Annotated in this window: 21 protein-coding genes; 13 read left to right on the top strand and 8 right to left on the bottom strand. The window is 71.5% G+C overall.

The window, feature by feature from the left end; translation table 11 throughout:
* Window positions 1-81: 81 nt before the first annotated feature.
* The 4 genes from OG490_RS16070 to OG490_RS16055 are packed head-to-tail and all read right to left on the bottom strand — an operon-like array spanning window position 82 to window position 3,711.
* The gene (locus OG490_RS16070; protein ID WP_330296981.1) at window positions 82-1,320 is read right to left on the bottom strand and encodes an ABC transporter permease; all 1,239 of its coding nucleotides are present in this window, start codon (window positions 1,318-1,320) and stop codon (window positions 82-84) included.
* Entirely contained in the window at window positions 1,320-2,030 is a 711-nt protein-coding gene (locus OG490_RS16065) for an ABC transporter ATP-binding protein (RefSeq protein ID WP_330296980.1), read from the bottom strand. The genes OG490_RS16070 and OG490_RS16065 overlap by 1 nt, the downstream gene beginning before the upstream one ends.
* Window positions 2,027-3,196 carry a peptidoglycan-binding protein gene (locus tag OG490_RS16060; protein ID WP_330296979.1) on the bottom strand — a complete coding sequence of 390 codons (1,170 nt, stop codon included), beginning with the start codon at window positions 3,194-3,196 and terminating at the stop codon, window positions 2,027-2,029. Before OG490_RS16060 ends, OG490_RS16065 begins: the two co-directional genes overlap by 4 nt.
* On the bottom strand, window positions 3,193-3,711 hold the full coding sequence (locus OG490_RS16055; RefSeq protein ID WP_330296978.1) for a hypothetical protein: 519 nt from the start codon (window positions 3,709-3,711) through the stop codon (window positions 3,193-3,195). Before OG490_RS16055 ends, OG490_RS16060 begins: the two co-directional genes overlap by 4 nt.
* Before the next feature lie 90 nt (window positions 3,712-3,801).
* Here OG490_RS16055 and OG490_RS16050 point away from each other — a divergent pair, with 90 nt between their 5' ends.
* The 3 genes from OG490_RS16050 to OG490_RS16040 are packed head-to-tail and all read left to right on the top strand — an operon-like array spanning window position 3,802 to window position 6,822.
* Entirely contained in the window at window positions 3,802-4,494 is a 693-nt protein-coding gene (locus OG490_RS16050) for a response regulator transcription factor (RefSeq protein ID WP_330300944.1), read from the top strand.
* The gene (locus tag OG490_RS16045; protein WP_330296977.1) at window positions 4,491-5,840 is read left to right on the top strand and encodes a sensor histidine kinase; all 1,350 of its coding nucleotides are present in this window, start codon (window positions 4,491-4,493) and stop codon (window positions 5,838-5,840) included. Before OG490_RS16050 ends, OG490_RS16045 begins: the two co-directional genes overlap by 4 nt.
* A gap of 25 nt (window positions 5,841-5,865) precedes the next feature.
* Complete coding sequence (locus tag OG490_RS16040; RefSeq protein WP_330296976.1) at window positions 5,866-6,822, top strand: hypothetical protein; 957 nt, start codon at window positions 5,866-5,868, stop codon at window positions 6,820-6,822.
* Between the two features lie 24 nt (window positions 6,823-6,846).
* Here OG490_RS16040 and OG490_RS16035 read toward each other — a convergent pair whose 3' ends face one another.
* Window positions 6,847-7,527: a transmembrane-type terpene cyclase gene (locus tag OG490_RS16035; protein WP_330296975.1), complete on the bottom strand. Its 681-nt coding sequence runs from the start codon at window positions 7,525-7,527 to the stop codon at window positions 6,847-6,849.
* Between the two features lie 89 nt (window positions 7,528-7,616).
* Here OG490_RS16035 and OG490_RS16030 point away from each other — a divergent pair, with 89 nt between their 5' ends.
* The 7 genes from OG490_RS16030 (at window position 7,617) to OG490_RS16000 (ending at window position 17,123) form a co-directional block, all read left to right on the top strand.
* Window positions 7,617-8,615: an FG-GAP-like repeat-containing protein gene (locus OG490_RS16030; protein WP_330296974.1), complete on the top strand. Its 999-nt coding sequence runs from the start codon at window positions 7,617-7,619 to the stop codon at window positions 8,613-8,615.
* A gap of 190 nt (window positions 8,616-8,805) precedes the next feature.
* Window positions 8,806-9,753, top strand: coding sequence for an LLM class F420-dependent oxidoreductase (locus tag OG490_RS16025; protein WP_330296973.1), 948 nt, complete (start codon window positions 8,806-8,808; stop codon window positions 9,751-9,753).
* A gap of 11 nt (window positions 9,754-9,764) precedes the next feature.
* Window positions 9,765-10,550, top strand: a complete 786-nt coding sequence (locus OG490_RS16020) for an SDR family NAD(P)-dependent oxidoreductase (RefSeq protein ID WP_330296972.1) — start codon at window positions 9,765-9,767, stop codon at window positions 10,548-10,550.
* A gap of 115 nt (window positions 10,551-10,665) precedes the next feature.
* Complete coding sequence (locus tag OG490_RS16015) at window positions 10,666-11,793, top strand: LLM class flavin-dependent oxidoreductase (RefSeq protein ID WP_330296971.1); 1,128 nt, start codon at window positions 10,666-10,668, stop codon at window positions 11,791-11,793.
* A 240-nt stretch (window positions 11,794-12,033) separates the two neighbouring features.
* On the top strand, window positions 12,034-13,773 hold the full coding sequence (locus OG490_RS16010) for an N-acyl-D-amino-acid deacylase family protein (protein WP_330296970.1): 1,740 nt from the start codon (window positions 12,034-12,036) through the stop codon (window positions 13,771-13,773).
* Window positions 13,770-15,248, top strand: coding sequence for an aldehyde dehydrogenase family protein (locus tag OG490_RS16005; RefSeq protein WP_330296969.1), 1,479 nt, complete (start codon window positions 13,770-13,772; stop codon window positions 15,246-15,248). Before OG490_RS16010 ends, OG490_RS16005 begins: the two co-directional genes overlap by 4 nt.
* A gap of 306 nt (window positions 15,249-15,554) precedes the next feature.
* Window positions 15,555-17,123, top strand: a complete 1,569-nt coding sequence (locus OG490_RS16000) for an APC family permease (protein ID WP_330296968.1) — start codon at window positions 15,555-15,557, stop codon at window positions 17,121-17,123.
* 95 nt (window positions 17,124-17,218) lie between these two features.
* On the opposite strand, the gene OG490_RS15995 is transcribed toward OG490_RS16000, so the two are convergent.
* Both OG490_RS15995 and OG490_RS15990 read right to left on the bottom strand, forming a co-directional pair.
* A complete protein-coding gene (locus OG490_RS15995) occupies window positions 17,219-17,560 on the bottom strand; it encodes a helix-turn-helix domain-containing protein (protein ID WP_330296967.1) in 342 nt (113 codons plus the stop codon).
* A complete protein-coding gene (locus OG490_RS15990; RefSeq protein WP_330300943.1) occupies window positions 17,557-17,916 on the bottom strand; it encodes a type II toxin-antitoxin system RelE/ParE family toxin in 360 nt (119 codons plus the stop codon). Before OG490_RS15990 ends, OG490_RS15995 begins: the two co-directional genes overlap by 4 nt.
* A gap of 144 nt (window positions 17,917-18,060) precedes the next feature.
* Here OG490_RS15990 and OG490_RS15985 point away from each other — a divergent pair, with 144 nt between their 5' ends.
* From OG490_RS15985 to OG490_RS15975, 3 genes are all read left to right on the top strand, one after another.
* On the top strand, window positions 18,061-18,363 hold the full coding sequence (locus OG490_RS15985; protein WP_330296966.1) for a hypothetical protein: 303 nt from the start codon (window positions 18,061-18,063) through the stop codon (window positions 18,361-18,363).
* A 187-nt stretch (window positions 18,364-18,550) separates the two neighbouring features.
* Window positions 18,551-19,339 (top strand): bestrophin-like domain, encoded by a 789-nt coding sequence (locus tag OG490_RS15980; RefSeq protein WP_330296965.1) that lies wholly within the window; start codon window positions 18,551-18,553, stop codon window positions 19,337-19,339.
* Between the two features lie 120 nt (window positions 19,340-19,459).
* Window positions 19,460-20,047, top strand: a complete 588-nt coding sequence (locus OG490_RS15975) for a hypothetical protein (protein ID WP_330296964.1) — start codon at window positions 19,460-19,462, stop codon at window positions 20,045-20,047.
* A 9-nt stretch (window positions 20,048-20,056) separates the two neighbouring features.
* Here the strand turns inward: OG490_RS15975 and OG490_RS15970 are convergent, their stop codons facing one another.
* Entirely contained in the window at window positions 20,057-20,473 is a 417-nt protein-coding gene (locus tag OG490_RS15970; protein ID WP_330296963.1) for a VOC family protein, read from the bottom strand.
* Window positions 20,474-20,530: the final 57 nt, after the last annotated feature.

Raw genomic sequence — 20,530 nt, 5'->3', positions numbered from 1 at the left:
CTCCCGGGCCGGTACGGGGCGCAGGGGCGAAGTCGCACCCTCCGCCCGTGATCGATTCACGCACGTCCCCGCCCCGCCCTCCTACCCCGCCTGGAGCGCCAGTGTCGGCGACAGCCCCGCCGCGCGGACCGCCGGGTAGAGGCCTGCCACCGTGCCTATGGCCAGGGTGGCGGCGAAGCCTCCTGTGACGGCCCAGAGGGGGACCACCCAGGGGAGGTCGCCGGCCTGGGCGTAGATCGCCGTGGCTGCGCCGCCCAGGACGATTCCGGCCAGGCCGCCGAGGCCGGACAGGAGCAGGGACTCCGTGACGAACTGGATGCGGATCTGGCCCTTGGTCGCGCCGAGGGAGCGGCGCAGGCCGATCTCGTGGCGGCGTTCCAGGACCGAGATGATCATCGTGTTGGCCACTCCGACCCCGCCCACCAGCAGTGCGATGCCGCCCAGGCCGAGCAGGAGGGTGCTGAAGGCGCCTTCGGTGGCCGCCTTGGCCTGCAGCGCCGCCGACGGGTCCGTCACCGAGACCGCGCTCGGGGTCTGGGGGTTGGCCGTCTGGGCGATGAGGTTGCGGACCGCCTGCACGCGGTCGTCGGCGGAGCGCTCGTAGACGGAGGTGGGGTGGCCGTCGAAGCCGAGGAGGTTCTGCGCGGCGTCCCACCCGATCAGCGCCGAGCGCTCGATCTCCGGGGCCAACGGGATCGGGTCCAGGATGCCGATGACCGTGAAGTACTGGCCGCCGATGAAGACCTGGCCGCCCGGCTCCGTGATGCCGAGGCGTTCGGCGGAGACGTGCCCGAGGACCACGGACGGGTAGCGGCCCGTCGCGTCGTTGAGCCAGCTGCCGCTGCGCATCTGTGCGCGCAGGGTCTTCAGCAGGTCGCCCCGGGCCGCTTTGAGGGCGATGCCGCCGGTCTCCGCCTTGGGGATGTTCTCGGAGCGGCGCACCGACTCCTTCACGTCCCCCGTCGCGCCGACCGATTCCACCCCGTCGATCCGGGCGATCATGCCCGGGGCGTCCTTCGGCAGCTTGGTGTCCTGTCCCGAGAACATCGACTGGCCCGGGGTCGCGACCATCATGTTCGTGCCGAGCTTGTCGAGCTCCTGGAGCAGCTTGGCCTGACTGGACGAGGAGATCCCGACCACCGCGATCATCGTCGCGATGCCGATCGCGATGCCCAGCGCGGACAGGAAGACGCGCATGGGGCGGGAGCGCAGTCCTGCCGAGCCCACGTGGAAGACGTCGCGGGGGCCGAGGCGGGGCGGAGAGAGCTTTCCGGCGCGCTTTTCCGCGCCGGCCGCGCGGGGCTTCGTACGGGCACCCATTACGCCGTCACCCCCGTCGCGGTCGCGTTCCACACGTCCGCGACGATCTCGCCGTCGCGGATGCGGACCTGGCGGGGCAGGCTCGACGCGATCTCGTTGTCGTGGGTGATCACGGCGATGGTGGCCCCGTCCTGGTTGAGCTCGTGCAGCAGTTCCATCACCGACTCGCCGGACGCGGTGTCCAGCGCGCCCGTCGGCTCGTCGGCGAGCAGCAGGTCCGGTTCGCCCGCGACCGCGCGGGCGATCGCCACGCGCTGCTTCTGCCCTCCGGACAGCTCGTGCGGCCGGTGGTCCATGCGGTCGCCGAGACCGACCCGTTCCAGTGCCCGCTCCGCCCGGCGGCCGCGCTCGGCGCGGGAGAGGCCGGAGTAGAGCAGGCCCTCGGCGACGTTGGCGCGGGCGCTGATGCCCGGTACGAGGTGGAAGGACTGGAAGACGAAGCCGACGTGGCGCGAGCGCAGGGCCGACAGGGAGCGGTCGGAGAGGCTCGCGATGTCGTGCCCGGCGATGGCCACGCGGCCGGCGGTCGGGCGGTCCAGGGTTCCGACGATGTGGAGGAGGGTGGACTTCCCCGAGCCCGACGGGCCGACGATGGCGAGGAGTTCGCCGCTCAGGACGGTGAGGTCCACCCCGCGCAGGGCCGCGACCCCGCCGGGGTACTCCTTGGTGACACCGGTCAGCTCGACGACCGCTTGGGCATGCTTGTTCATGACTGGGGGACTCCCACGTGCATGCCCTCCTTGAGGGCGCCCCCCTTCACCTCGACCCGGCCGTTGCCGAACATGCCGAGCTCGACCTTCACCTCGCGCACCTTGCCGTCCTCGACGACCTGTACGCCGAACCCGCCGCCGGCCAGCGCGAGGAGCGCGTTGACCGGTACGGAGAGCACGCCCTTGCGGGTCTCGCCCGTCAGGCTCACCGAGACCGGGGACTGGTCCGGGCCCTTGGCCTCGGAGGCGTTGTCGAGGGTGACCTCGACCTCCACCTTCGGCTTCTTGCCGTCGCCGCCCCCGCCCCCGCCGCCGCCCGAGCCGGGGTCGTCCGGGTTGGCGGTACTGCCCACCGACGCGATCTTGCCGTTGGCGGTGCCGCCGCCCGGCAGGCTCACGGTCACCGGGTCACCGGTCTTGACGGTGCCCGCCTTGGCCACGTCCAGCTGGAAGCGGACCGTGCGCTCGGTGCCGGTCAGCGTCAGTACGGGCTTGCCCGCCGCCGCCTCGTCGCCGACCGCCATGTCGTTCTTCTGCACCCGCTGCGGTCCGGAGGCGAAGGCGATGTCCTCCTTGCCGACCTCGCCGGTCTCCTTCATCTTGTGGGACTTCTGCCAGCGCTTGACGCCGGTGGCGGTGCCCTCGGTGAAGGTGCCGTCGGAGGCGTCCAGGCCGACGCCGAAGCCGAGGGCCTGGAGGTTGCGCTTGAGCTGCTTGACGTCCTCGCCCTTGTCCCCGGACTTCATGGTCCGGTACATGGGGGTGGTGCCGTACATGAGGCGCACCGGCTTGCCGTTGACCTCGTAGATCTTGCCGTCGCGCTCGACGGAGGAGCCCGAGGGGGCGACCCAGGTCAGGGTCGCGGAGCCCGTGCCGGAGCCGCCCGCGCCGGGGGTACCCGTACCGCCGGCGCCGCCCGCGCCCGCCCCGGCTCCGGGCGCGTTGAGCTTGCGCTCCTGCGCGTACCCGAGCGTCCCGTCCACCTTGAGCCCGGAGCTCAGGTCACCGCGCGTGACCGGCGCCGTGGCCCCCGGCAGACCGTCCGAGTGCTGCTGCCCGGTGCCCTTGCCGTCCGTCCCGGCCTGCGCGACGACCGCGTACCCGCCGCCGGTGACGGCGAGCACGGCGGCCAGCGAGCTCAGGAGCCATTTCCCGCGCTTGCTCACTGGCCCGCGCTGCACTTGTTCAGCTGCTCGACGAACTTGTCCTTGTCGACGCCCTCGGGTATCGACGTCGCGCTGCGCATGCTTCCGTTGAACTCCGGGTCCGGGACGTCGAAGCCGTGGTCACGCATGCACTTGGCCGACTTCAGGGCCGCGTCCTTGTCCGCCTGCGAGACCTCGCCGCCGGAGCCCGGCCCCTTCATCCCGCACTTCTCCATGGCCTTCTTCAGCACCTCCTGGTCCGCGCCGCCGCCCAGGGTCATGCCGCGCGGGTCCTCGCCGGGCTTCGGGTCGGGGGCGTCGACGCCGTTGTCGCGCAGGCATTTGCGCATCTTGAGGGCGTTGTCGGCGTCCGCGCCACTGTTGCCGCCGCCGCCGTTGCTGCCGGCCGAGTTCGAGGAGTCCTTCTTCTCGTCCTTCTTTCCGTCGGAGCCGCCGACACCGCCCGTGCACGCGGTGACGAAGAGGGTCAGGCCGGTGAGGAGCGCGGCCGTGGTCATGGTCGTGGATCGCTTCATGCGCCAGAGCCTGCGCGAGAAGGGGATTTCGCTTCTCTAAACCCCCGCGCTTATGACGAGGAAATGTCCATCTCCGGTAAAGAGGACGCCATGCGAGTTCTGGTGGTGGAGGACGAGGAGTTCCTCCGGGAGATGATCGCCGAGGGGCTGCGCCGCGACGCGCTGGCCGTCGACGAGGCGAGCGACGGCCTGGAGGCCTTGCAGCGCCTGCGCCTGGGGGCCTACGACGTCCTCGTCCTCGACCGCGATCTGCCCGGCCTGCACGGGGACGAGGTCTGCCGCCAGGTGGTGCGCGAGCGGCTCCTGACCCGCGTCCTGATGCTGACGGCGTCCGGATCCGTACGGGAGCGGGTGGAGGGCCTCGGCCTCGGCGCCGACGACTACCTCACCAAGCCGTTCGCCTACGACGAGCTCCTCGCCCGTGTCCTGGCGCTGGGGCGGCGCGCCCAGCCGGCCCTGCCGCCGGTCCTGGAGGGGGCCGGGGTGGCCGTGGACACCGCGCGGCGCAGCGCGACCCGGGACGGGCGGCGGCTCGCGCTCTCGCGCAAGGAGTTCGCGGTGCTGGAGGCGCTGCTGCGGGCGGAGGGCGCGGTGCTGAGCAGCGACGACCTGATCGAGCAGGTGTGGGAGGAGGACACCTCGTACAGCACCAATGCGGTACGGGTGACCCTGAGCAAGTTGCGAGCCAAGCTGGGGGAGCCTTCGATGATCGAGACGGTTCCGGGCGCCGGATACCGGATCGGGCGGGGCGACCGGAGTGGCCGGAGCGGCGGTCCGCAATGAGAGCAGTGCTCCATTCCGAGCGCGCCCGTCTCACCGTCCTCTACGGCTCGCTCCTCCTCCTCGCCGGCGGCGGCCTCATCGCACTGATCAACATCCTGCTCCGCAGGGGCCTGTACCCCCGCATCAGCGGCGCCGTCACGACCACCGTCCTGCGCACCAGTGACTCCCCGGCCGAGGGCGAGAGGGTGGCCGTCCCCGCCCTACCGGTTCCCGCGGCGAGCGGCGAGGCGACTCCCGACCAGATCGAGCAGTGGAGGGCCACCAAGCAGCTCTCCTCCGCCGTCCAACAGGCCACCTACCACGAACTGCTCACCGTCTCCCTGATCGCCCTCGCCGTCTTCGCCGTCCTGTCCATGTGGCTGGCCTGGTGGATGGCGGGCCGCGTCCTGCGCCCCGTAGGCGTGATCACCGAGACCGCCCGCCGCCTCTCCGGCGCCAACCTCCACGAACGGATCGGCCTCAAGGCACCGCCCGGCGAACTCAAGCGACTCGCCGACACCTTCGACGGGATGCTCGACCGGATGGAGGGCCTGGTCGGGGCGCAGCGCCGGTTCGCCGCCAACGCCGCCCACGAGCTGCGCACCCCGCTCGCGGTCCAGCGGGCCGCCGCCGAGATCGGGCTGGCCGGGGACCCGCCGCCGGAGAAGGTGGCCCGGATCCGCGACAAGCTCATCGGCGTCGCGGAGTCCAGCGAGCACCTCATCGAGTCCCTGCTGCTGCTCGCCGTCTCCGAGGAGGGCCTGGAGACGGCGGAACCGGTGGACCTGGCGGAGCTGGCGGCGGTCGAGGCGTCCGCGGTCGAGGCGTCCACGGTCGAGGCGTCCACGGTCGAGGCGTCCACGGCCGAGGCGCCCACGGTCGAGGCGTCCGCCGTCGGTGCGGACGGCCCCGGCCGGGAGCCTGACCCGGCCCCTGTCCCGGCCGCCCTGACCGTCGTACGGGAGCTCGCGCCGGTGACCGTCACCGGCGACCGGACCCTGCTGGGCCACCTGGTGCGGAACCTGCTCGCCAATGCAGTACGTCACAACCGTGCGGGCGGCAGCCTGTTCGTGGCGACCTCCGCCGACCGGGTGCTGACGGTGTCCAACACCGGCCCGGTGATAGAGCCGGAGGACGTGCCGCGGCTGCTGGAGCCGTTCCGGCGGCGGGCCGAACGGCTCCACACGGCGGGCGAGGGCGCCGGGTTGGGCCTGTCGATCGTCGCGTCGATCGCGCGGGCGCACGGCGCGGAGCTGCTGGCCGAGGCCAATCCGGGGCCGGGCGGCGGACTGACGGTCCGGGTCCGTTTTCCCGAGGTGTTCCGGGTCGGGGAAACGCCCGGGAGGCTGACCAGCCGATCAAAGTGAAGATCGGCTGTGTACGGTCGGGACAATGAGCAAGCACGCCCGAGCCCGCTCCCATTCGCCCCGACAGGACGGCGAGGACCGCCTGGACGGCCAGGACCGTCCGTCCCGCCAGGACGGCCCGTCTCGCCAGGACCGTCCGTCCCGCACCGCCGGACGGTCGCGTCCCACCGGCACGCGCCGCGCCCCCCGGGGCTCCCGCGCCTCCGGCGCCGCCCGTGCCTCCCGCTCCCCGCGCCCCCTGGCGGCGGTGGCCGCGCTCGGCCTGCTCGGGTTCGGCGCGGGCTGGGTGTACATCGCCCAGGAGCCCCCGGCCAACGCCGCCGCCCGCACCAACGCTGCCGACGCCCGCCCGCCGGGCACCGACCGCGCGGCGCGCGGAGCCGAGCGCGACCCCCTCCAGGGCCTGACCGGGATCAGCGAGCAGACCCGGGCGAAGATCCCCGTCGACGCCCGCCAGCTCATCCTGGTCACGGGCCGGGCGAAGGACTCCTCGGAATCCACCGCGGCCCTGTACACGCGTCCGGCGGCCGGTGCCGACTGGGCGAAGAGCGCGAGCTGGCCCGCGCGCAACGGGGCCAAGGGCTGGTCCACGGAGCGCACGTACGGGGACCTGACCTCCCCCCAGGGGGTGTTCGCGCTGACCGACGCGGGCGGGCTGCTGCCGAAGCCGCCGGGCACGAAGTTCCCGTACGACCAGGACGAAGGCTTCGTGGCGACGGGCCGCGGGGTGAACGGAGAGTCCCTGCGGGGTTCCTTCGACTATGTCGTCGCCGTCGACTTCAACCGCCGTACGGGGGTGACCCCGCTGGATCCGGCGAAGCCGGAGGGCGAGGAGAAGGGCGGCAACATCTGGCTCCACGTGGACCACGACGGCCCTTCGCAGGGCTGCGTGGGCATCCCGAAGGAGGCGATGAAGAAGGTCCTGGAGACCCTCGACCCGGCGGCGAAGCCGGTCATCGTGATGGGTCCGCAGGGCTTCTGACGACGGGGCCCGGGGCCTCGGGCCTCAGCCCGTGGCGGTCGCAGCCGCACCCGCACCCGCAGCCGCGCCCCCGCCCGCCGCCAGCGGGCCCGACCCGCCCGCGGGGTTGCGGGCCAGCAGGGCGATGTACGCGAGGTCGAAGACGGCGCACAGCAGACCCAGCCCGAGGATGAACGGCGCGTCCTCGACGACCCCGAAGAGGAAGGTCGGCGCGAGCGTGCCGAGCCACTTGGCGACGGCGATGACCAGGGACTGTCCGCGCCGGCCGCGCCGGCCCGCGTAGAGGGCGATGAAGAGTCCGGACATCAGCAGGTTCTGCAGGAACGCCGAGTAGCGGCTGGCCGCGTGGGTGCCGAAGTGGGCGGCGAAGAGCCACTGCACGGCGAAGGCGCTCGCGAAGACGAGCAGGCTCCAGACGGCGAACGCCGGCCGGGTCACGAAGCCGGGCGACTCGGCCCGCCCGTAGCGCAGGTACGTGTACACGATGACGAGGTCGGCGACGGCCCACACCACGTTGACGACGCCCTGGGCCGTGACTCCGGAGTTGTGGAACTCGTAGAAGGCGTAGGTGGTCTCCCACGCGAAGTTCAGCGCGAGCGCGGCGACCGGCATCGCGTACGTCCGGTCCCGCAGCCCGACCCGGATCGCCTCGGCGTACACGACGGTCCACGCCACCCCGCTGACCAGCGTCAAAAAGAGATCCACGCGCGCACCCTAACGGCCGGCCCCGCGCTCGCACAGAGGCCCGCACCAACGACAAACGAGCCGGGGCTATGATCCGCAGATTCGAATCCGTGTTTCAGAGGGGCGCCGCCTCGTCCGCGCAGGCGGCAGGCGGCTACGAGCGCTGCGCCTGGGGTCAGGTCTGCGTGTTCAGCGGGCCCGTCGGCACCGGGGACATGATGGTCGTCACGAGCAGCCTGCCCAGCCTGGGCGCCTGGGACAACCGCATCAGCTCGCTCGCCAACTACAGCGACTACACGGTCTGCGTCAGCCCGGACCCCGACTTCGGCTGGTACGGCGCCGTCCACTACTACACCGGCAGCAGGGTGTCCTTCGACGAGAGCACGCGCCCGGACCTGGACGAGGCCGTCAGCTCCATCCAGCTCCTGCCGAACGCGGAGGACTGCGGAAACTTCTCCACCTACCCGTTCTGGTGGTCCGGCAAGGAACCGGCTCCGCGCCCCGCGTCCTCGGACCCCGAGGCCGCCTTCGGTGACTTCGACGGCCTCGGCCGCACCGACCTGGTCGGCCGCAACCGCTACGGCATGCTGTGGGCCCTGAGCGCGGACGAGGGCACCGACAAGGCCCGCCGCATCGGCACCGCCTGGGACGGGATGACCCAGCTGGTGCGCCACGGCGACTACAACGGGGACGGCAAGGAGGACCTCTATGCCCGCGACTCGGCCGGCACGCTGTGGTTCTACCCGGGTCTGGGCACCGGCGGCTTCGGCAACCGGCTGGGCCTGGGCGGCGGTTGGAACAGCATGAACCAGCTCGTCTCGCCCGGTGACGTGTCCGGCGACGGCCGGGCCGACCTGCTGGCTCGGGACGACTCGCGGCAGCTGTGGCTCTACCCGGGCAACGGTGCGGGCAGCTTCGGCGACCGCACGCTGATGCCCTACGCCTGGCCGTCGGACTCCCACATCGTGGCCACCGGCGACGGCATCGTCGACCTGATGCGGCCCATCACCGGCCAGGCCTTCGTGTACCCGGGCACCGGGAACGGAGGCCTGCGCAGCCCGCAGGGCAGCATGCCCTGGGACGGCGCACCCGGGGTCCTCGTCTTCTGACCCCCCGGGGCTGCGGCCCCCACCGTCGCGACCCCGCGCCCTGGGCGCGGGGTCGCACGTCTTTCCGGCCCCCTCCCGCACCCGATCGGCTGCCCCCTCCCCACCCCTTGCCTGACGACCCGTCAGCTACGACGATGGCCCCGGCACCGGTATGACGAATCGGCAGACGAGGACGAGGCGGGTACGGCCCATGGCGCGCGTGTTTCCGGAGGGACGTCTGGTCTACGGGATGCAGCTCCCGATCCAGTCGCAGAGCACCATCTACGCCGAGCCCTGGGAGGCGACCGCCGGGGCGGCCGATCTCGCGGCGGTCGCGCGGGCGGCCGACCGGGCCGGCTTCGGCTACGTCGCCACCTGCGACCACGTCGCGATCCCGCGGCGCATGGCCGGCCCCATGAGCACCATCTGGTACGACCCGGTGGCCACGCTCTCCTTCCTGGCCGGGATCACCGAGAACGTGCGGCTGCTGAGCCACGTCGCGATCCTCGGCCTGCGCCACCCGCTGCTCAGCGCCAAGCAGTACGCCACCGTCGACCACCTCTCCGGCGGCCGGCTGATCCTCGGCGTCGGGGCCGGGCACGTGCAGGAGGAGTTCGAGGTCCTCGGTGTGGACTTCGCGCGCCGCGGGGCCGTCCTCGACGAGACCCTCGACGCCCTGCGCGCGGCCCTCGGACCCGAGGAGTACCCGGAGTTCGAGGGCGAGTTGTTCTCCTTCAAGGACCTCGGCCAGCTGCCCCGCCCCGTCCAGGCCCGGATTCCGGTCTGGGTCGGCGGTTCCTCGCCCGCCGCCGTGCGCCGGGCCGCCGTGCGCGGCGACGGCTGGCTCCCGCAGGGGGACCCGCGGGACAAGCTCCCGGCGCAGATCGCCCGCATCAAGGAGCTGCGCGAGCAGGCCGGGGTCACCGACCCCATCGAGTTCGGCGCGATCACCGAGGCGCTCTACGTCGGCGAGCCCGGCTGGGACACCGGCCGCCGGACCCTGACCGGCAAGGCGGAAGCGCTCGCCGAGTCCCTGCGCGAGTACAAGGCGCTCGGCATCGACCAGATCCAGGTGCGCTTCCGCAACCGCGACCGGGCCGAACTCATCGACCAGATCACCGCTTTCGGGTCCGAAGTGGGACCCCTCCTCAACGACTAGGAGCTACGGGTATGGGCAAGCTGGACGGGCGCGTCGTCATCATCACCGGTGCGGCGCGCGGCCAGGGCGAGCAGGAGGCCCGTCTCTTCGCCGCCGAGGGCGCCAAGGTGCTCCTCGCCGACGTGCTGGACGAGCAGGGCGCGGCGGTCGCCAAGGAGATCGGCGAGGACCGGGCCCGGTACGTGCGGATGGACGTGAGCCGGGAGGAGGACTGGGCGGGTGCCATCGCCGCGGCGAAGGAGGCCTTCGGCCCCGTCAACGGCCTGGTCAACAACGCGGGGATCCTGCGCTTCAACGAGCTGACCTCGACCCCGCTGGAGGAGTTCCAGCAGGTGGTCCAGGTCAACCAGGTCGGCGCCTTCCTCGGCATCAAGTCGGTGGCCCCCGAGATCGAGGCGGCCGGCGGCGGCACCATCGTCAACACCTCCTCGTACACGGGCCTGACGGGCATGGCGTACGTGGGCGCGTACGCGGCCACCAAGGCGGCGATCCTGGGCCTGACCCGGGTGGCCGCGCTGGAGCTGGCGGCGAAGAACATCCGGGTCAACGCCATGTGCCCGGGGGCGGTGGACACCGCGATGGCCACGCCCGGGAACACGAATCCGGCGGACCTGCCCCAGGAGGCGCGCGACGCCATGGCGGAGCTCTACCAGCGCGTCGTGCCGATGGGCCGGGTGGGGCAGCCGGAGGAGATCGCGAAGCTGGCGCTGTTCCTGACCAGCGAGGACTCCTCGTACATCACCGGTCAGCCGTTCGTGATCGACGGCGGCTGGATGGCCGGGGTCAGCATCCTCTAGCTCAGTTCGACCGTATCTGATGGAGCGTCAGGTATTGACGCTCCCGCCCCCGCGATGGAACAGTCGTGACATCGAATCTGACGCAACGTCAGAAACAGAAGGACGGTGAACCCCCTTGGAATTCGGGCTCTTTGTGCAGGGATACGTGCCTGAGGCGCGGTCCAAGGTCGACCCCGAGGCAGAGCACAAGGCGCTGATCGAGGAGACCGAGTACGTCATTCAGGCGGACAAGTCCAACTTCAAGTACGCCTGGGCTTCGGAGCACCACTTCCTGGAGGAGTACTCGCACCTTTCGGCGAACGAGGTGTTCCTCGGGTACCTCGCTCACGCCACCGAGCGCATCCACCTCGGCTCCGGCATCTTCAACCCCCTCGCCCCGGTCAACCACCCGGTCAAGGTGGCCGAGAAGGTCGCCATGCTCGACCACCTCTCCAAGGGGCGCTTCGAGTTCGGCACCGGCCGCGGCGCCGGCAGCCACGAGATCCTCGGCTTCCTTCCCGGCATCGAGGACATGAACGGCACCAAGGAGATCTGGGAAGAGACCATCGCCGAGTTCCCCAAGATGTTCCTCCAGGAGGAGTACGAGGGGTTCCAGGGCAAGCACTGGTCGCTCCCGCCGCGGAAGATCTTCCCCAAGCCGTACGGCAAGGCCCACCCGGCCATGTGGTACGCCGCCGGCTCCCCGGCCTCGTACGCCATGGCGGCCAAGAAGGGCCTGGGCGTCCTCGGCTTCAGCGTCCAGAAGGTCTCCGACATGGCCTGGGTACTGGACCAGTACAAGACCGCGATCCAGGAGGCGAAGGCCATCGGCGCCTTCGTCAACGACAACGTCATGGTCACCTCGACCGCGATCTGCGCCGAGACCCACGACAAGGCCGTCGAGATCGCCGTCAACGCCAACATGAACCGCTTCCAGTCGCTGGTCTTCCGCTACCACGACACCTTCCCGCGGCCCGAGATCATCCCCGAGTGGCCCGAGATCCTCCCCGAGTACAACGCGGAGATCGTCGAGCTCCTGATCGCGGAGGAACTGCTCATCTGCGGCGACCCCTCCGAGGTCCGCGCCCAGTGCAAGCGCTGGGAGGAGGCCGGTGCCGACCAGCTCTCCTTCGGCCTGCCGACCGGCGTCTCGTACGAGGACACGATGACCACCATCAAGCTCATCGGCGAGCACGTGATCCCTCACATCGACACGGACCCGGTGCACCGCACCACCCGCTTCCGCGAGGCCTCGGGCGCCTGAGGATCGGGGGCGGCGTCTTCCCGGACCGCCGCCCCGCAACCGGCCCCGGCCGGAGTCGTGCCGAGGCTGCGGCCAGCCCGGCGGGCTCCGGCCGGGGTTTTCCGGCGGCGCCAGCCAAAATCCAGCCCCGCCAGGGGGTCCCCCGGACGAAGTCTGGGGGAGTTTGAGGCGCGGGGTCTGGGGCGGAGCCCCAGGACACGGCGCGCAACGCGCACCGCGCACACCGGCAGAGAGGACGTCATGCTCGACCACCTGATCAAGGGCGCCACCGTCGTGGACGGCACCGGCGCCCCCGCCCGCATCGCAGACGTCGGCATACGCGACGGCCGGATCGCGGTCATCGCCCCGCCGGGAACCGTCACCGAACCCGCGGCGACCACCGAGGACGCCACCGGCCTCATACTCACCCCCGGGTTCATCGACCCCCACACGCACTACGACGCCCAGCTGTTCTGGGACCCGTACGCGACCCCCTCCATGAACCACGGCGTGACCACCGTCGCGGGCGGCAACTGCGGGTTCACCCTGGCCCCCCTCAACCCGGCCCGCCCCGAGGACGCCGACTACACCCGCCGCATGATGAGCAAGGTCGAGGGCATGGCCCTCAAGGCGCTGGAGGAAGGCGTCGACTGGACCTGGTCCACCTTCGGCGAGTACCTCGACGCGCTCGACGGCCGCATCGCCGTCAACGCCGGGTTCATGGTCGGCCACTGCGCCCTGCGCCGGCACGTGATGGGCGAGGACGCCGTCGGCGGCCAGCCGAGCGAAGAGCAGATGCAGCAGATGCTCGACCTCTTCCACGACGCCATGAACGCCGGAGCCTGGGGCCTGTCGACCACCCAGTCCTCCACCCACTCCGACGGCTCCGGCGCCCCCGTGGCCTCCCGGCACGCCAAGCCCGCCGAGCTCCTCGCCCTCTCCAAGGCGGTCTCCGAGCACGAGGGCACCCAGCTCGAAGCCATCGTCGCGGGCTGCCTCGACCAGTTCGCCGACGAGGAGATCGACCTCTTCGTCGAGATGAGCGCGGCCGCCGGCCGGCCCCTGAACTGGAACGTGCTCACCATCGACGCCTCCGTCCCCGAACGCGTGCCGCGCCAGCTCGTCCCGAGCGAGCGCGCCCGTAAGGCAGGCGGCCGCATCGTCGCACTGACCATGCCGATCCTGACCCCCATGAACATGTCGCTGGGCACGTTCTGCGCGCTCAACCTCATCCCCGGCTGGGGCGACGTCCTCGCACTGCCCGTCCCGGAGCGGATCGCGAAGCTGCGCGAGGCCGACGTACGGGCCGAGATGCTGCGCCGCGCCGACAGCAAGGAGGCCGGGGTCTTCCGGCGCCTCGCCAACTTCGGGCGCTACGTCATCGGCGACACCTACAGCGAGGCGAACGAGGGCCTGTCGGGCCGCGTGGTCAACGACATCGCCGCCGAGCGCGGCCAGGACGCCTTCCACTGCCTGGTGGAGATCTGCGCCAACGACGACCTGCGCACGGTGCTCTGGCCCATGCCCACCGACAACGACCCCGCCAGCTGGGAGCTGCGCGCCGAGACCTGGCAGCACGAGGACGTCATGCTCGGCGGCTCCGACGCGGGCGCGCACCTGGACCGCATGTGCGGGGCCCCGTACACGACCCGCTTCCTCGGGGACTGCCTGCGCGGCCGCAAGCTGGTGCCGCTGGAGCAGGCGGTACGGATGCTCACCGACGACCCGGCCCAGCTGTTCGGGCTGCGCGAGCGCGGCCGGATCACCGAGGGGTTCCACGCGGACCTGGTGCTCTTCGACCCGGAGCGGATCGAGGCCGGGCCGGCGACGCTCGTGCACGACCTGCCGGGGGACAGCCCGCGGCTGGACGCGCGGGCGATCGGCATCGTGTCCGTACGCGTCAACGGCGTGGAGACCATCCGCGACGACGAGATCACGGGGGCGATCCCCGGGATCGTGCTCCGGTCGGGCCGGGACACGAGGACGGTGAGCACGCGATGAGCGCGCAGGACGATCCGCAGAAGCTCTACATCGGCGGCGAGTGGGTCGAGCCGGCCGGCGGGCACTACGAGGTGATCGACCCGGCCGACGAGTCCGTGGTCGGCCTGGCCCCCGAGGCCACGCGCGGCCAGGTCGAGGACGCGGCGCGCGCCGCGGCCGCCGCCTTCGAGAGCTGGTCGCGGACGAAGCCGGAGGAGCGGGCCGCGATCCTGGACCGGGCCGCCGACATCATCCAGCGCGAGTACGAGCCGTGGGCGGCCCTGGCCCAGGCCGAGACGGGCGCCCCGACCGGGATCGCCCGCGGCATGCAGGTCGGCGTCGGGGTGGCCCGCTTCCGGCGGTACGCGAAGGGCGCGCTGGAGCCGGTCGAGCGCGGGCTGCCGCCGCAGGTCACCGACGCGGGCCCGATGGGTGCGGCGAGCGTGCTGGGCGCGCTGGAGATCCGCCAGCCGGTCGGGGTGGTCACCTGCATCACCTCGTACAACAACCCGTGGGCGAACCCGGCGGGCAAGGTGGCCCCGGCGCTGGCCATGGGCAACACGGTGGTGGTCAAGCCGGCCCCGCAGGACCCGCTGTCGGTGTTCCGGATGGCCGAGGCCCTGCACGAGGCCGGGGTCCCGGCGGGCGTGGTGAACGTGGTCTCCGGCACCTCGGTGGAGGTCGGCGAGGCGGCCGTGGACTCCCCGGACGTGGACATGGTGTCCTTCACCGGCTCCACGGGCGTCGGTCAGCGCATCGCCGAGGTCTGCGGCCGCACGATGAAACGGCAGCTGATGGAGCTCGGCGGCAAGGGCGCGGCGATCGTCCTCGCGGACGCGGACCTGGACGCGGCGGTGATGGGGATCGGCACCACCTTCTCCTTCTACTCCGGGCAGATCTGCACGGCTCCGACCCGGGTGATCGTGCACCGCTCGGTGTACGAGCAGCTGGTGGAGAAGCTGACGGGCTACCTGGCCTTCATGAAGGTCGGCGACCCCCGGGTGCGGGGCACGGTGGTGGGCCCCGTCATCTCGGCGGCGCACCGGGACCGCGTGGAGTCGTACATCGAGCTGGGGAAGAAGGAGGGCGCGCGGATCGCCTTCGGCGGGGAGCGCCCGGTGGTCGGTACGGAGGGGAAGGGCTTCTACGTGGCCCCCACGCTCCTCGTCGACTGCACCAACGACATGCGCGTGGTCCGGGAGGAGATCTTCGGCCCGGTCGTGGTGGTGGTCCCCTTCGACGGGGATGAGGACGAAGCGGTGGCGCTGGCCAACGACAGCGACTTCGGGCTGCTGAGCTACGTGTGGTCCGGGGACGCGGCGCGGGCCTTCCGGGTGGCGCGGCGGCTGCGGGCCGGCGGGGTCGGCGTGAACACCATCGGGCGCAACATGGAGGCGCCGTTCGGCGGCTTCAAGCGGTCGGGGGTGGGGCGGGACGTGGGCTCGTACGCGCTGCACGCCTACAGCGAGATGCAATCCATCGTCTGGACGGGCTGAGGGGACCGGGGCGGGGGACACCCCGCCCCGGACACCGGACACGCCGGGTGGCGGGGCTGTCCGCCCGTGCGGTGACCGCAGTCACACGGGAAAGTTCAAAGGGGCCCAAAAGGGGCAGGCCTGCGGTTTCCGCATACCGGAACTCAATGTCCGGCACCTGTCGATCCGTGGATAGATGCCTGAGTGAACCTTGTATTACATGCCAGTGAAGTGTCTTGATCTCAAGATTCAAAGGGATTTGGGCCGCACCAGATCCGGACTTAAGTCCTCCAGATGTGGAAAACGCACCATCTAACGTCCTGACTCATGACACAGCTGGACGTTCGGCCCGAGGTCGGAGACACGGAAAGCGGCGGCGCCCCCGAGGGCGGCGTCCGCGGCAAGGGGCTCGGCAAGGGCTCCGTCGGCCTGGTGGGAAGCGCCGTCATCGGCATCTCCACCGTCGCCCCCGTCTACTGCCTGACCTCGACGCTGGGCTCCACCGCCGGCGAGGTCGGCGTCCAGATGCCGGCCGTCTTCCTGGCCGGCTTCCTGCCGATGCTGCTGGTCGCCTTCGCGTACCGCGAGCTCAACAAGGCCGTGCCGGACTGCGGCACCTCCTTCACCTGGACGGTGAAGGCCTTCGGCCCGCGGATCGGCTGGATGTGCGGCTGGGGCCTGGTGATCGCCACGATCATCGTGCTCTCCAACCTGGCCGGCGTCGCCACCTCCTACTTCTGGCTGCTGGCCGGCGAGATCACCAGTAACCCGGCGATCTCCGCCCTGGACGACAACAAGCTCGTCCACATCGCCACCTGCCTCACCCTCATCGCCGCCGCGACCGCCATCAGCTACCGCGGCATGACGGCCACCAAGGGCGTCCAGTACACACTGGTCGGCCTCCAGCTCGCCGTCCTCGCCATCTTCGTCGTGATGGCCTTCCAGAAGGCCTCGACGGGCACCTTCGATACCGGCCTGGACTTCTCCTGGCAGTGGATGAACCCCTTCGCGGTCCAGTCCATGGCGGCCTTCACCGCCGGACTCTCGCTGTCGATCTTCATGTACTGGGGCTGGGACACCTGCCTGACCGCCAACGAGGAGACCATCGGCTCGGCCAAGACCCCCGGCCGCGCCTCGCTCATCGCGATGGTCGTCCTGGTCGGCTCGTACCTGGCCACCGGCATCGCCGCCCAGATGGCCGTCGGCTCCGGCACCATCGGCTTCGGCCTCGGCAACCCGGAGACCTCCGGCAACGTCTTCGCCGCCCTCGCCGGCCCCGTCATGGGCCCGATGCTCGGCATCCTGCTCTTCGTCGCCGTCCTCGCCTCGGCCACGGCCTCCCTCCAGACCACCTTCATCCCGGTGGCCCGCACGGTCCTGGCCATGTCCACCTACGAGGCCCTGCCGCCCTCGTACGCGAAGGTCCACCCGCGCTTCAAGACCCCGGGCCGCGCCACCGTCATGGCGGGCGTCGCCACCGGAGCCTTCTACACCGTGATGACCCTGGTCAGCGAGAACGTCCTGACCGACACGATCTTCGCGCTCGGCCTGATGATCTGCTTCTACTACTCGCTGACGGCCTTCGCCTGCGCCTGGTTCTTCCGCGGCGACCTGCGCAAGTCCACCCGCGACCTGCTCTTCAAGGGCGTCTTCCCCGTCCTGGGCGGCCTGCTCCTGGCCTCGGTCTTCTTCAAGACCCTCTACGACGCCTGGGACCCGTCCTACGGCTCCGGCTCCACCATCCCCGGCCTCGGCGTCGGCAGCGTCTTCGTCATCGGCGTCGGCCTCCTCGCCCTCGGCGTGGTCGTCATGTTCGTCACCGAACGCCGCAGCCCCGCCTTCTTCCGCGGCGAGATCCTCACGAAGTCCACCCCGGCCCTGGTGGTCGAGGACTGACCCCACCGGCTCCCCGAGCCCTCCCCGCCGTGTCATCCCCCGGCCCCGGCCCGCCCCTCCCGGCGACCCGGGGCCGCGGGCGTGGCGGGGGACCGTCACCCGAGGATGTACTGCTCGTCGCCGAACTCGGCCACGATCTTCAGCTTGCCGCCGAGGGCGCGGACATAGGCGGCGAGGGTCTCGACCTCGCTGCGCTCCAGCTCGCCGTTCTCGATCCGGGAGACGCGCGCCTGGGTGACTCCCATGGCCTCCGCGACTTGGACCTGGGTGGTGTGCTGCCGTTTGCGGACCTCCGCCAGGCGGTGCGCGCGCACGACGGCGATCATCTCCGCCGCGCCCCGGTCGATCTCGGCCTGTTCGGCGGGTGAGAAGGCGAACTCCTCGACGAGGTCGTCCCAGCGGGCGGCCTTGGGGCTGTGATCGGGTGTCGGGCTCACGGGGTGTCCTCCTCCTGCTCTGTCACGTAATCCTGGTACGCGGCCTCGGCCCGCGGGATGGCGGAGCGGTACCAACCTTGCCAGTCGCCGGCCTTGTCGCCGCCGACCAGGAAGACTGCCCGCCGCAGGGGATCGAAGACGAAGAGCAAGCGCACCTCGGTGGCTCCGGTGGAGCCGGGCCTGAGCTCCTTGAGGTTGGCGAGCCGGGATCCCTTCACGGTGTCCACGAGGGGGCGGCCCATCGCGGGACCCTCCTGCCGCAGAGCCGTAATGGCCTTGCTGATCTGGATGAGCGTAGGCCGATCGCTCTGGCGCAGCGTGTGTAGCCATGAGAGAGCGGGTTCGACGACGATCACTTCCCAGTCCACGGACCTTCCCCTCGATTATGACGGTTGAGGCATATTACGCAAGGGTTATATCGCGCGGTGGGGAGGTCATGGATGCTGTCCGATTCACGGGGTGGGCGGTGACCGGGGGGCGGGCGGGTCGTTGGGCCGGGCATGAACGTCATCAAGCGCAGCCTTGCCGCCCTGGTCCTGACCGGGGGAGCGGCCCTGGCCCTGACTCCCGCCGTCGCCTTCGCCGCCGACGAGCCCGACATCCAGGGGCCCCCGATCACCCAGCGCGTCAGCGACATCGTCGACCACCCCGGGGGCGCCGTGAAGGACGCGAAGGCGGCGGTGGAGGTCACCGCCACGGCCGCCGGGTCCGCGTCGAAGGCGACCGACGCCTCGCTCTCCGGTGCCGGCACGGCGATCGCCGCCGGGCTGCCGAAGCCCCCGAAGGTGAAGGCCGCGGGCTGAGGCCGGGCGGGGCCTCCGCTCAGGTGGGCTCCGGGCCGCGGGTCACCGGGACCGGCGGGATCTCGCGGCCGGCCGCCCCGGCCGCCGCGTCCCGGTGCGCCGCGCACGAGGGCGGGGGCCCCGGTGGGCGAGGGCTCGCGCTGATCTTCGGGAGGGCCCTCCCGGCGGAGCGGTCGTTGGTCAGCACATGATCCTCTGGATGCTCAATCACCTCAGCACATTTCTGCTCGGCGTCGTCCTCGTCGGAGGCTTCGTCACCCTCGCGATCCTCGGCAGCCTGGCCGCCCGCCGCCGCTTCCCGCACCTGGCGGGCGGCGAGCACAACGAGATGGTCGGAGTCGCCCTCGGCATGTTCGGCGCGATCTACGGAATCATCCTGGCCTTCGTCGTCGTCACCCTGTGGACCCAGCTGGAGAACACCCAGACCATCGTGGCCACCGAGGCCACCGACCTGGCCCTGGTCGTCCGCAGCGCCGACGCCTTCCCGCCGGCCGACCGCGTCCGCCTGGACCGTGCGGTGGGCGACTACGTCCACGCCGTCGTCGACGTCCAGTGGCCCCTCATGCGCGAGGGCCGGCCCAGCTACGAGGCCACCGCCGAGCAGACGCGCGCCCTGTACACGGCCCTCCAGTCCTTCGAGCCCGCCGGCCCCCGGAGCGAGACCTTCTACGGGGAGGCCGCCGGCCGCCTCAACGACGTCGCGGCGCAGCGCCGGGCGCGGGTGACGATGGCCGAGTCCGCGCTGCCGATGCTGCTCCAAGTGCTCGTCTACGGAGGTGCGTTGGTGATCCTCCCGCTCACCTTCCTCTTCGGCCTGCGGAGCCTGAAGATGCAGCTGCTGTTCGTCTCGGCGGTGGCCGGACTGATCGGCTTCAGCCTGCTGCTGGTGATGGCGATGGACCGCCCCTTCGCGGGGGACCTGGCCGTGAGCCCGGCCCCGTACAAGGAGGCGGCCCTGGCGCAGTTCTGGCCGTAGGCCTTGGGCGGGCGGGGGAGCCCGGGTGGTCGTCCGGCGGCGGGAGGTCACCCGTCAGGGGGAGGCGGATCCTCTTGTGGGCTGATGGCACGCCCGTGCGGCTCGAAGAGGCTGGGGTGCGTGACCGCAATCAACAGACCTCCCCGGAGCGCGACTTCGCACAACACCGAGCGGCCCGCCCCGAGATGGGCGGTCGTCACCGCCCACGCGGTCCCGCTCGTGCTGCTGCCCCAGTGCCTGTGGCGGCTGCCCTTCGCCTTCGACTTCGACATGGGGATGATCGACCCGAACGCCCCGGCGATGCCGCCGTGGTACTGGGCCGTCCCCTACGTCTTCGGGCTCAGCATCCTGTCGGAGGCATTGGCGCTGCTCTCCCTCGGCCTGGTGAGGCGGTGGGGCGAGGTCGCGCCCGGATGGCTCCCGGTCATCGGCGGGAAACGCGTGCCGCCTCTCGCCGCGATCGTCCCCGCCACCATCGGCGGACTGATCACGACCGCGGTGTCGGGAAGCTTCCTGCTCGCCTGGCTCCACGTACCCGGGTTCCACGCCCTCGGATACTCCGACGGCCGGTGGGAGTTGCTGGCGAAGGCCTGCATCGCCTTGGGGGCGCTGTGGGGCCCCATGGTGCTGGCGCTGACCTACGCCTACTACGTACGCCGCTGCCGGCCCGACCGGCAGGTTCCGAAAGAGGCGGCCGGTAGGCCCTAGGGACACCCCCTAGCCCCAGGCACGGGAGCACAGGACGAGCTGGTAGCCGTCGGGGTCGGTGACGGTGACCCCGTACTGGTCCCAGTACGGGTTGTGCGCGGGCGTACGGGTTCCGCCGTGCTCGACGAGCCGGGCCACCAGGGCCTCGTCGGGGGCCTGGCCGAGGTAGACGACGAAGAGGTCCTCGACGGTGGGCGCGGGCGCCACGGGGTTCTCGGGGTCCCGGGTGAGCTCGAAGTGCCACCCGCCCCCGCGGGGCCCGACCATCAGGAGGTCGTGCTCCCCGGACACGCGCTCGGTGGTGCGCCACTGCACGTCGAGGCCGAGCCCGTCGACGTAGAACCGCTCGGCGGCGGCGAGGTCGAGGGAGGGGCGGGCGATCCGGATGTGTGCCTGCGGATCGATGGAGTCGATTGAGTCGATCATGGAGGGATCGTACGAAGCGCGCGGCGCGGCTGCTCGGCCCGGCCCCGCCCGTCCCCG

Origin of the sequence: Streptomyces sp. NBC_00503 (assembly GCF_036346895.1) — a bacterium.
Lineage (GTDB): Bacteria > Actinomycetota > Actinomycetes > Streptomycetales > Streptomycetaceae > Streptomyces.
This window is presented reverse-complemented; position numbering and strand designations above follow the sequence as displayed.

Excerpts from the sequence above, each read along its gene's own strand:
- OG490_RS16070 (WP_330296981.1), bottom strand. The coding sequence starts at position 1,320 with ATGGGTGCCCGTACGAAGCCCCGCGCGGCCGGCGCGGAAAAGCGCGCC.
- OG490_RS16065 (WP_330296980.1), bottom strand. The coding sequence starts at position 2,030 with ATGAACAAGCATGCCCAAGCGGTCGTCGAGCTGACCGGTGTCACCAAG.
- OG490_RS16055 (WP_330296978.1), bottom strand. The coding sequence starts at position 3,711 with ATGAAGCGATCCACGACCATGACCACGGCCGCGCTCCTCACCGGCCTG.
- OG490_RS16050 (WP_330300944.1), top strand. The coding sequence starts at position 3,802 with ATGCGAGTTCTGGTGGTGGAGGACGAGGAGTTCCTCCGGGAGATGATC.
- OG490_RS16045 (WP_330296977.1), top strand. The coding sequence starts at position 4,491 with ATGAGAGCAGTGCTCCATTCCGAGCGCGCCCGTCTCACCGTCCTCTAC.
- OG490_RS16040 (WP_330296976.1), top strand. The coding sequence starts at position 5,866 with ATGAGCAAGCACGCCCGAGCCCGCTCCCATTCGCCCCGACAGGACGGC.
- OG490_RS16025 (WP_330296973.1), top strand. The coding sequence starts at position 8,806 with ATGGCGCGCGTGTTTCCGGAGGGACGTCTGGTCTACGGGATGCAGCTC.
- OG490_RS16020 (WP_330296972.1), top strand. The coding sequence starts at position 9,765 with ATGGGCAAGCTGGACGGGCGCGTCGTCATCATCACCGGTGCGGCGCGC.
- OG490_RS16010 (WP_330296970.1), top strand. The coding sequence starts at position 12,034 with ATGCTCGACCACCTGATCAAGGGCGCCACCGTCGTGGACGGCACCGGC.
- OG490_RS16005 (WP_330296969.1), top strand. The coding sequence starts at position 13,770 with ATGAGCGCGCAGGACGATCCGCAGAAGCTCTACATCGGCGGCGAGTGG.
- OG490_RS16000 (WP_330296968.1), top strand. The coding sequence starts at position 15,555 with ATGACACAGCTGGACGTTCGGCCCGAGGTCGGAGACACGGAAAGCGGC.
- OG490_RS15985 (WP_330296966.1), top strand. The coding sequence starts at position 18,061 with ATGAACGTCATCAAGCGCAGCCTTGCCGCCCTGGTCCTGACCGGGGGA.
- OG490_RS15980 (WP_330296965.1), top strand. The coding sequence starts at position 18,551 with ATGATCCTCTGGATGCTCAATCACCTCAGCACATTTCTGCTCGGCGTC.
- OG490_RS15970 (WP_330296963.1), bottom strand. The coding sequence starts at position 20,473 with ATGATCGACTCAATCGACTCCATCGATCCGCAGGCACACATCCGGATC.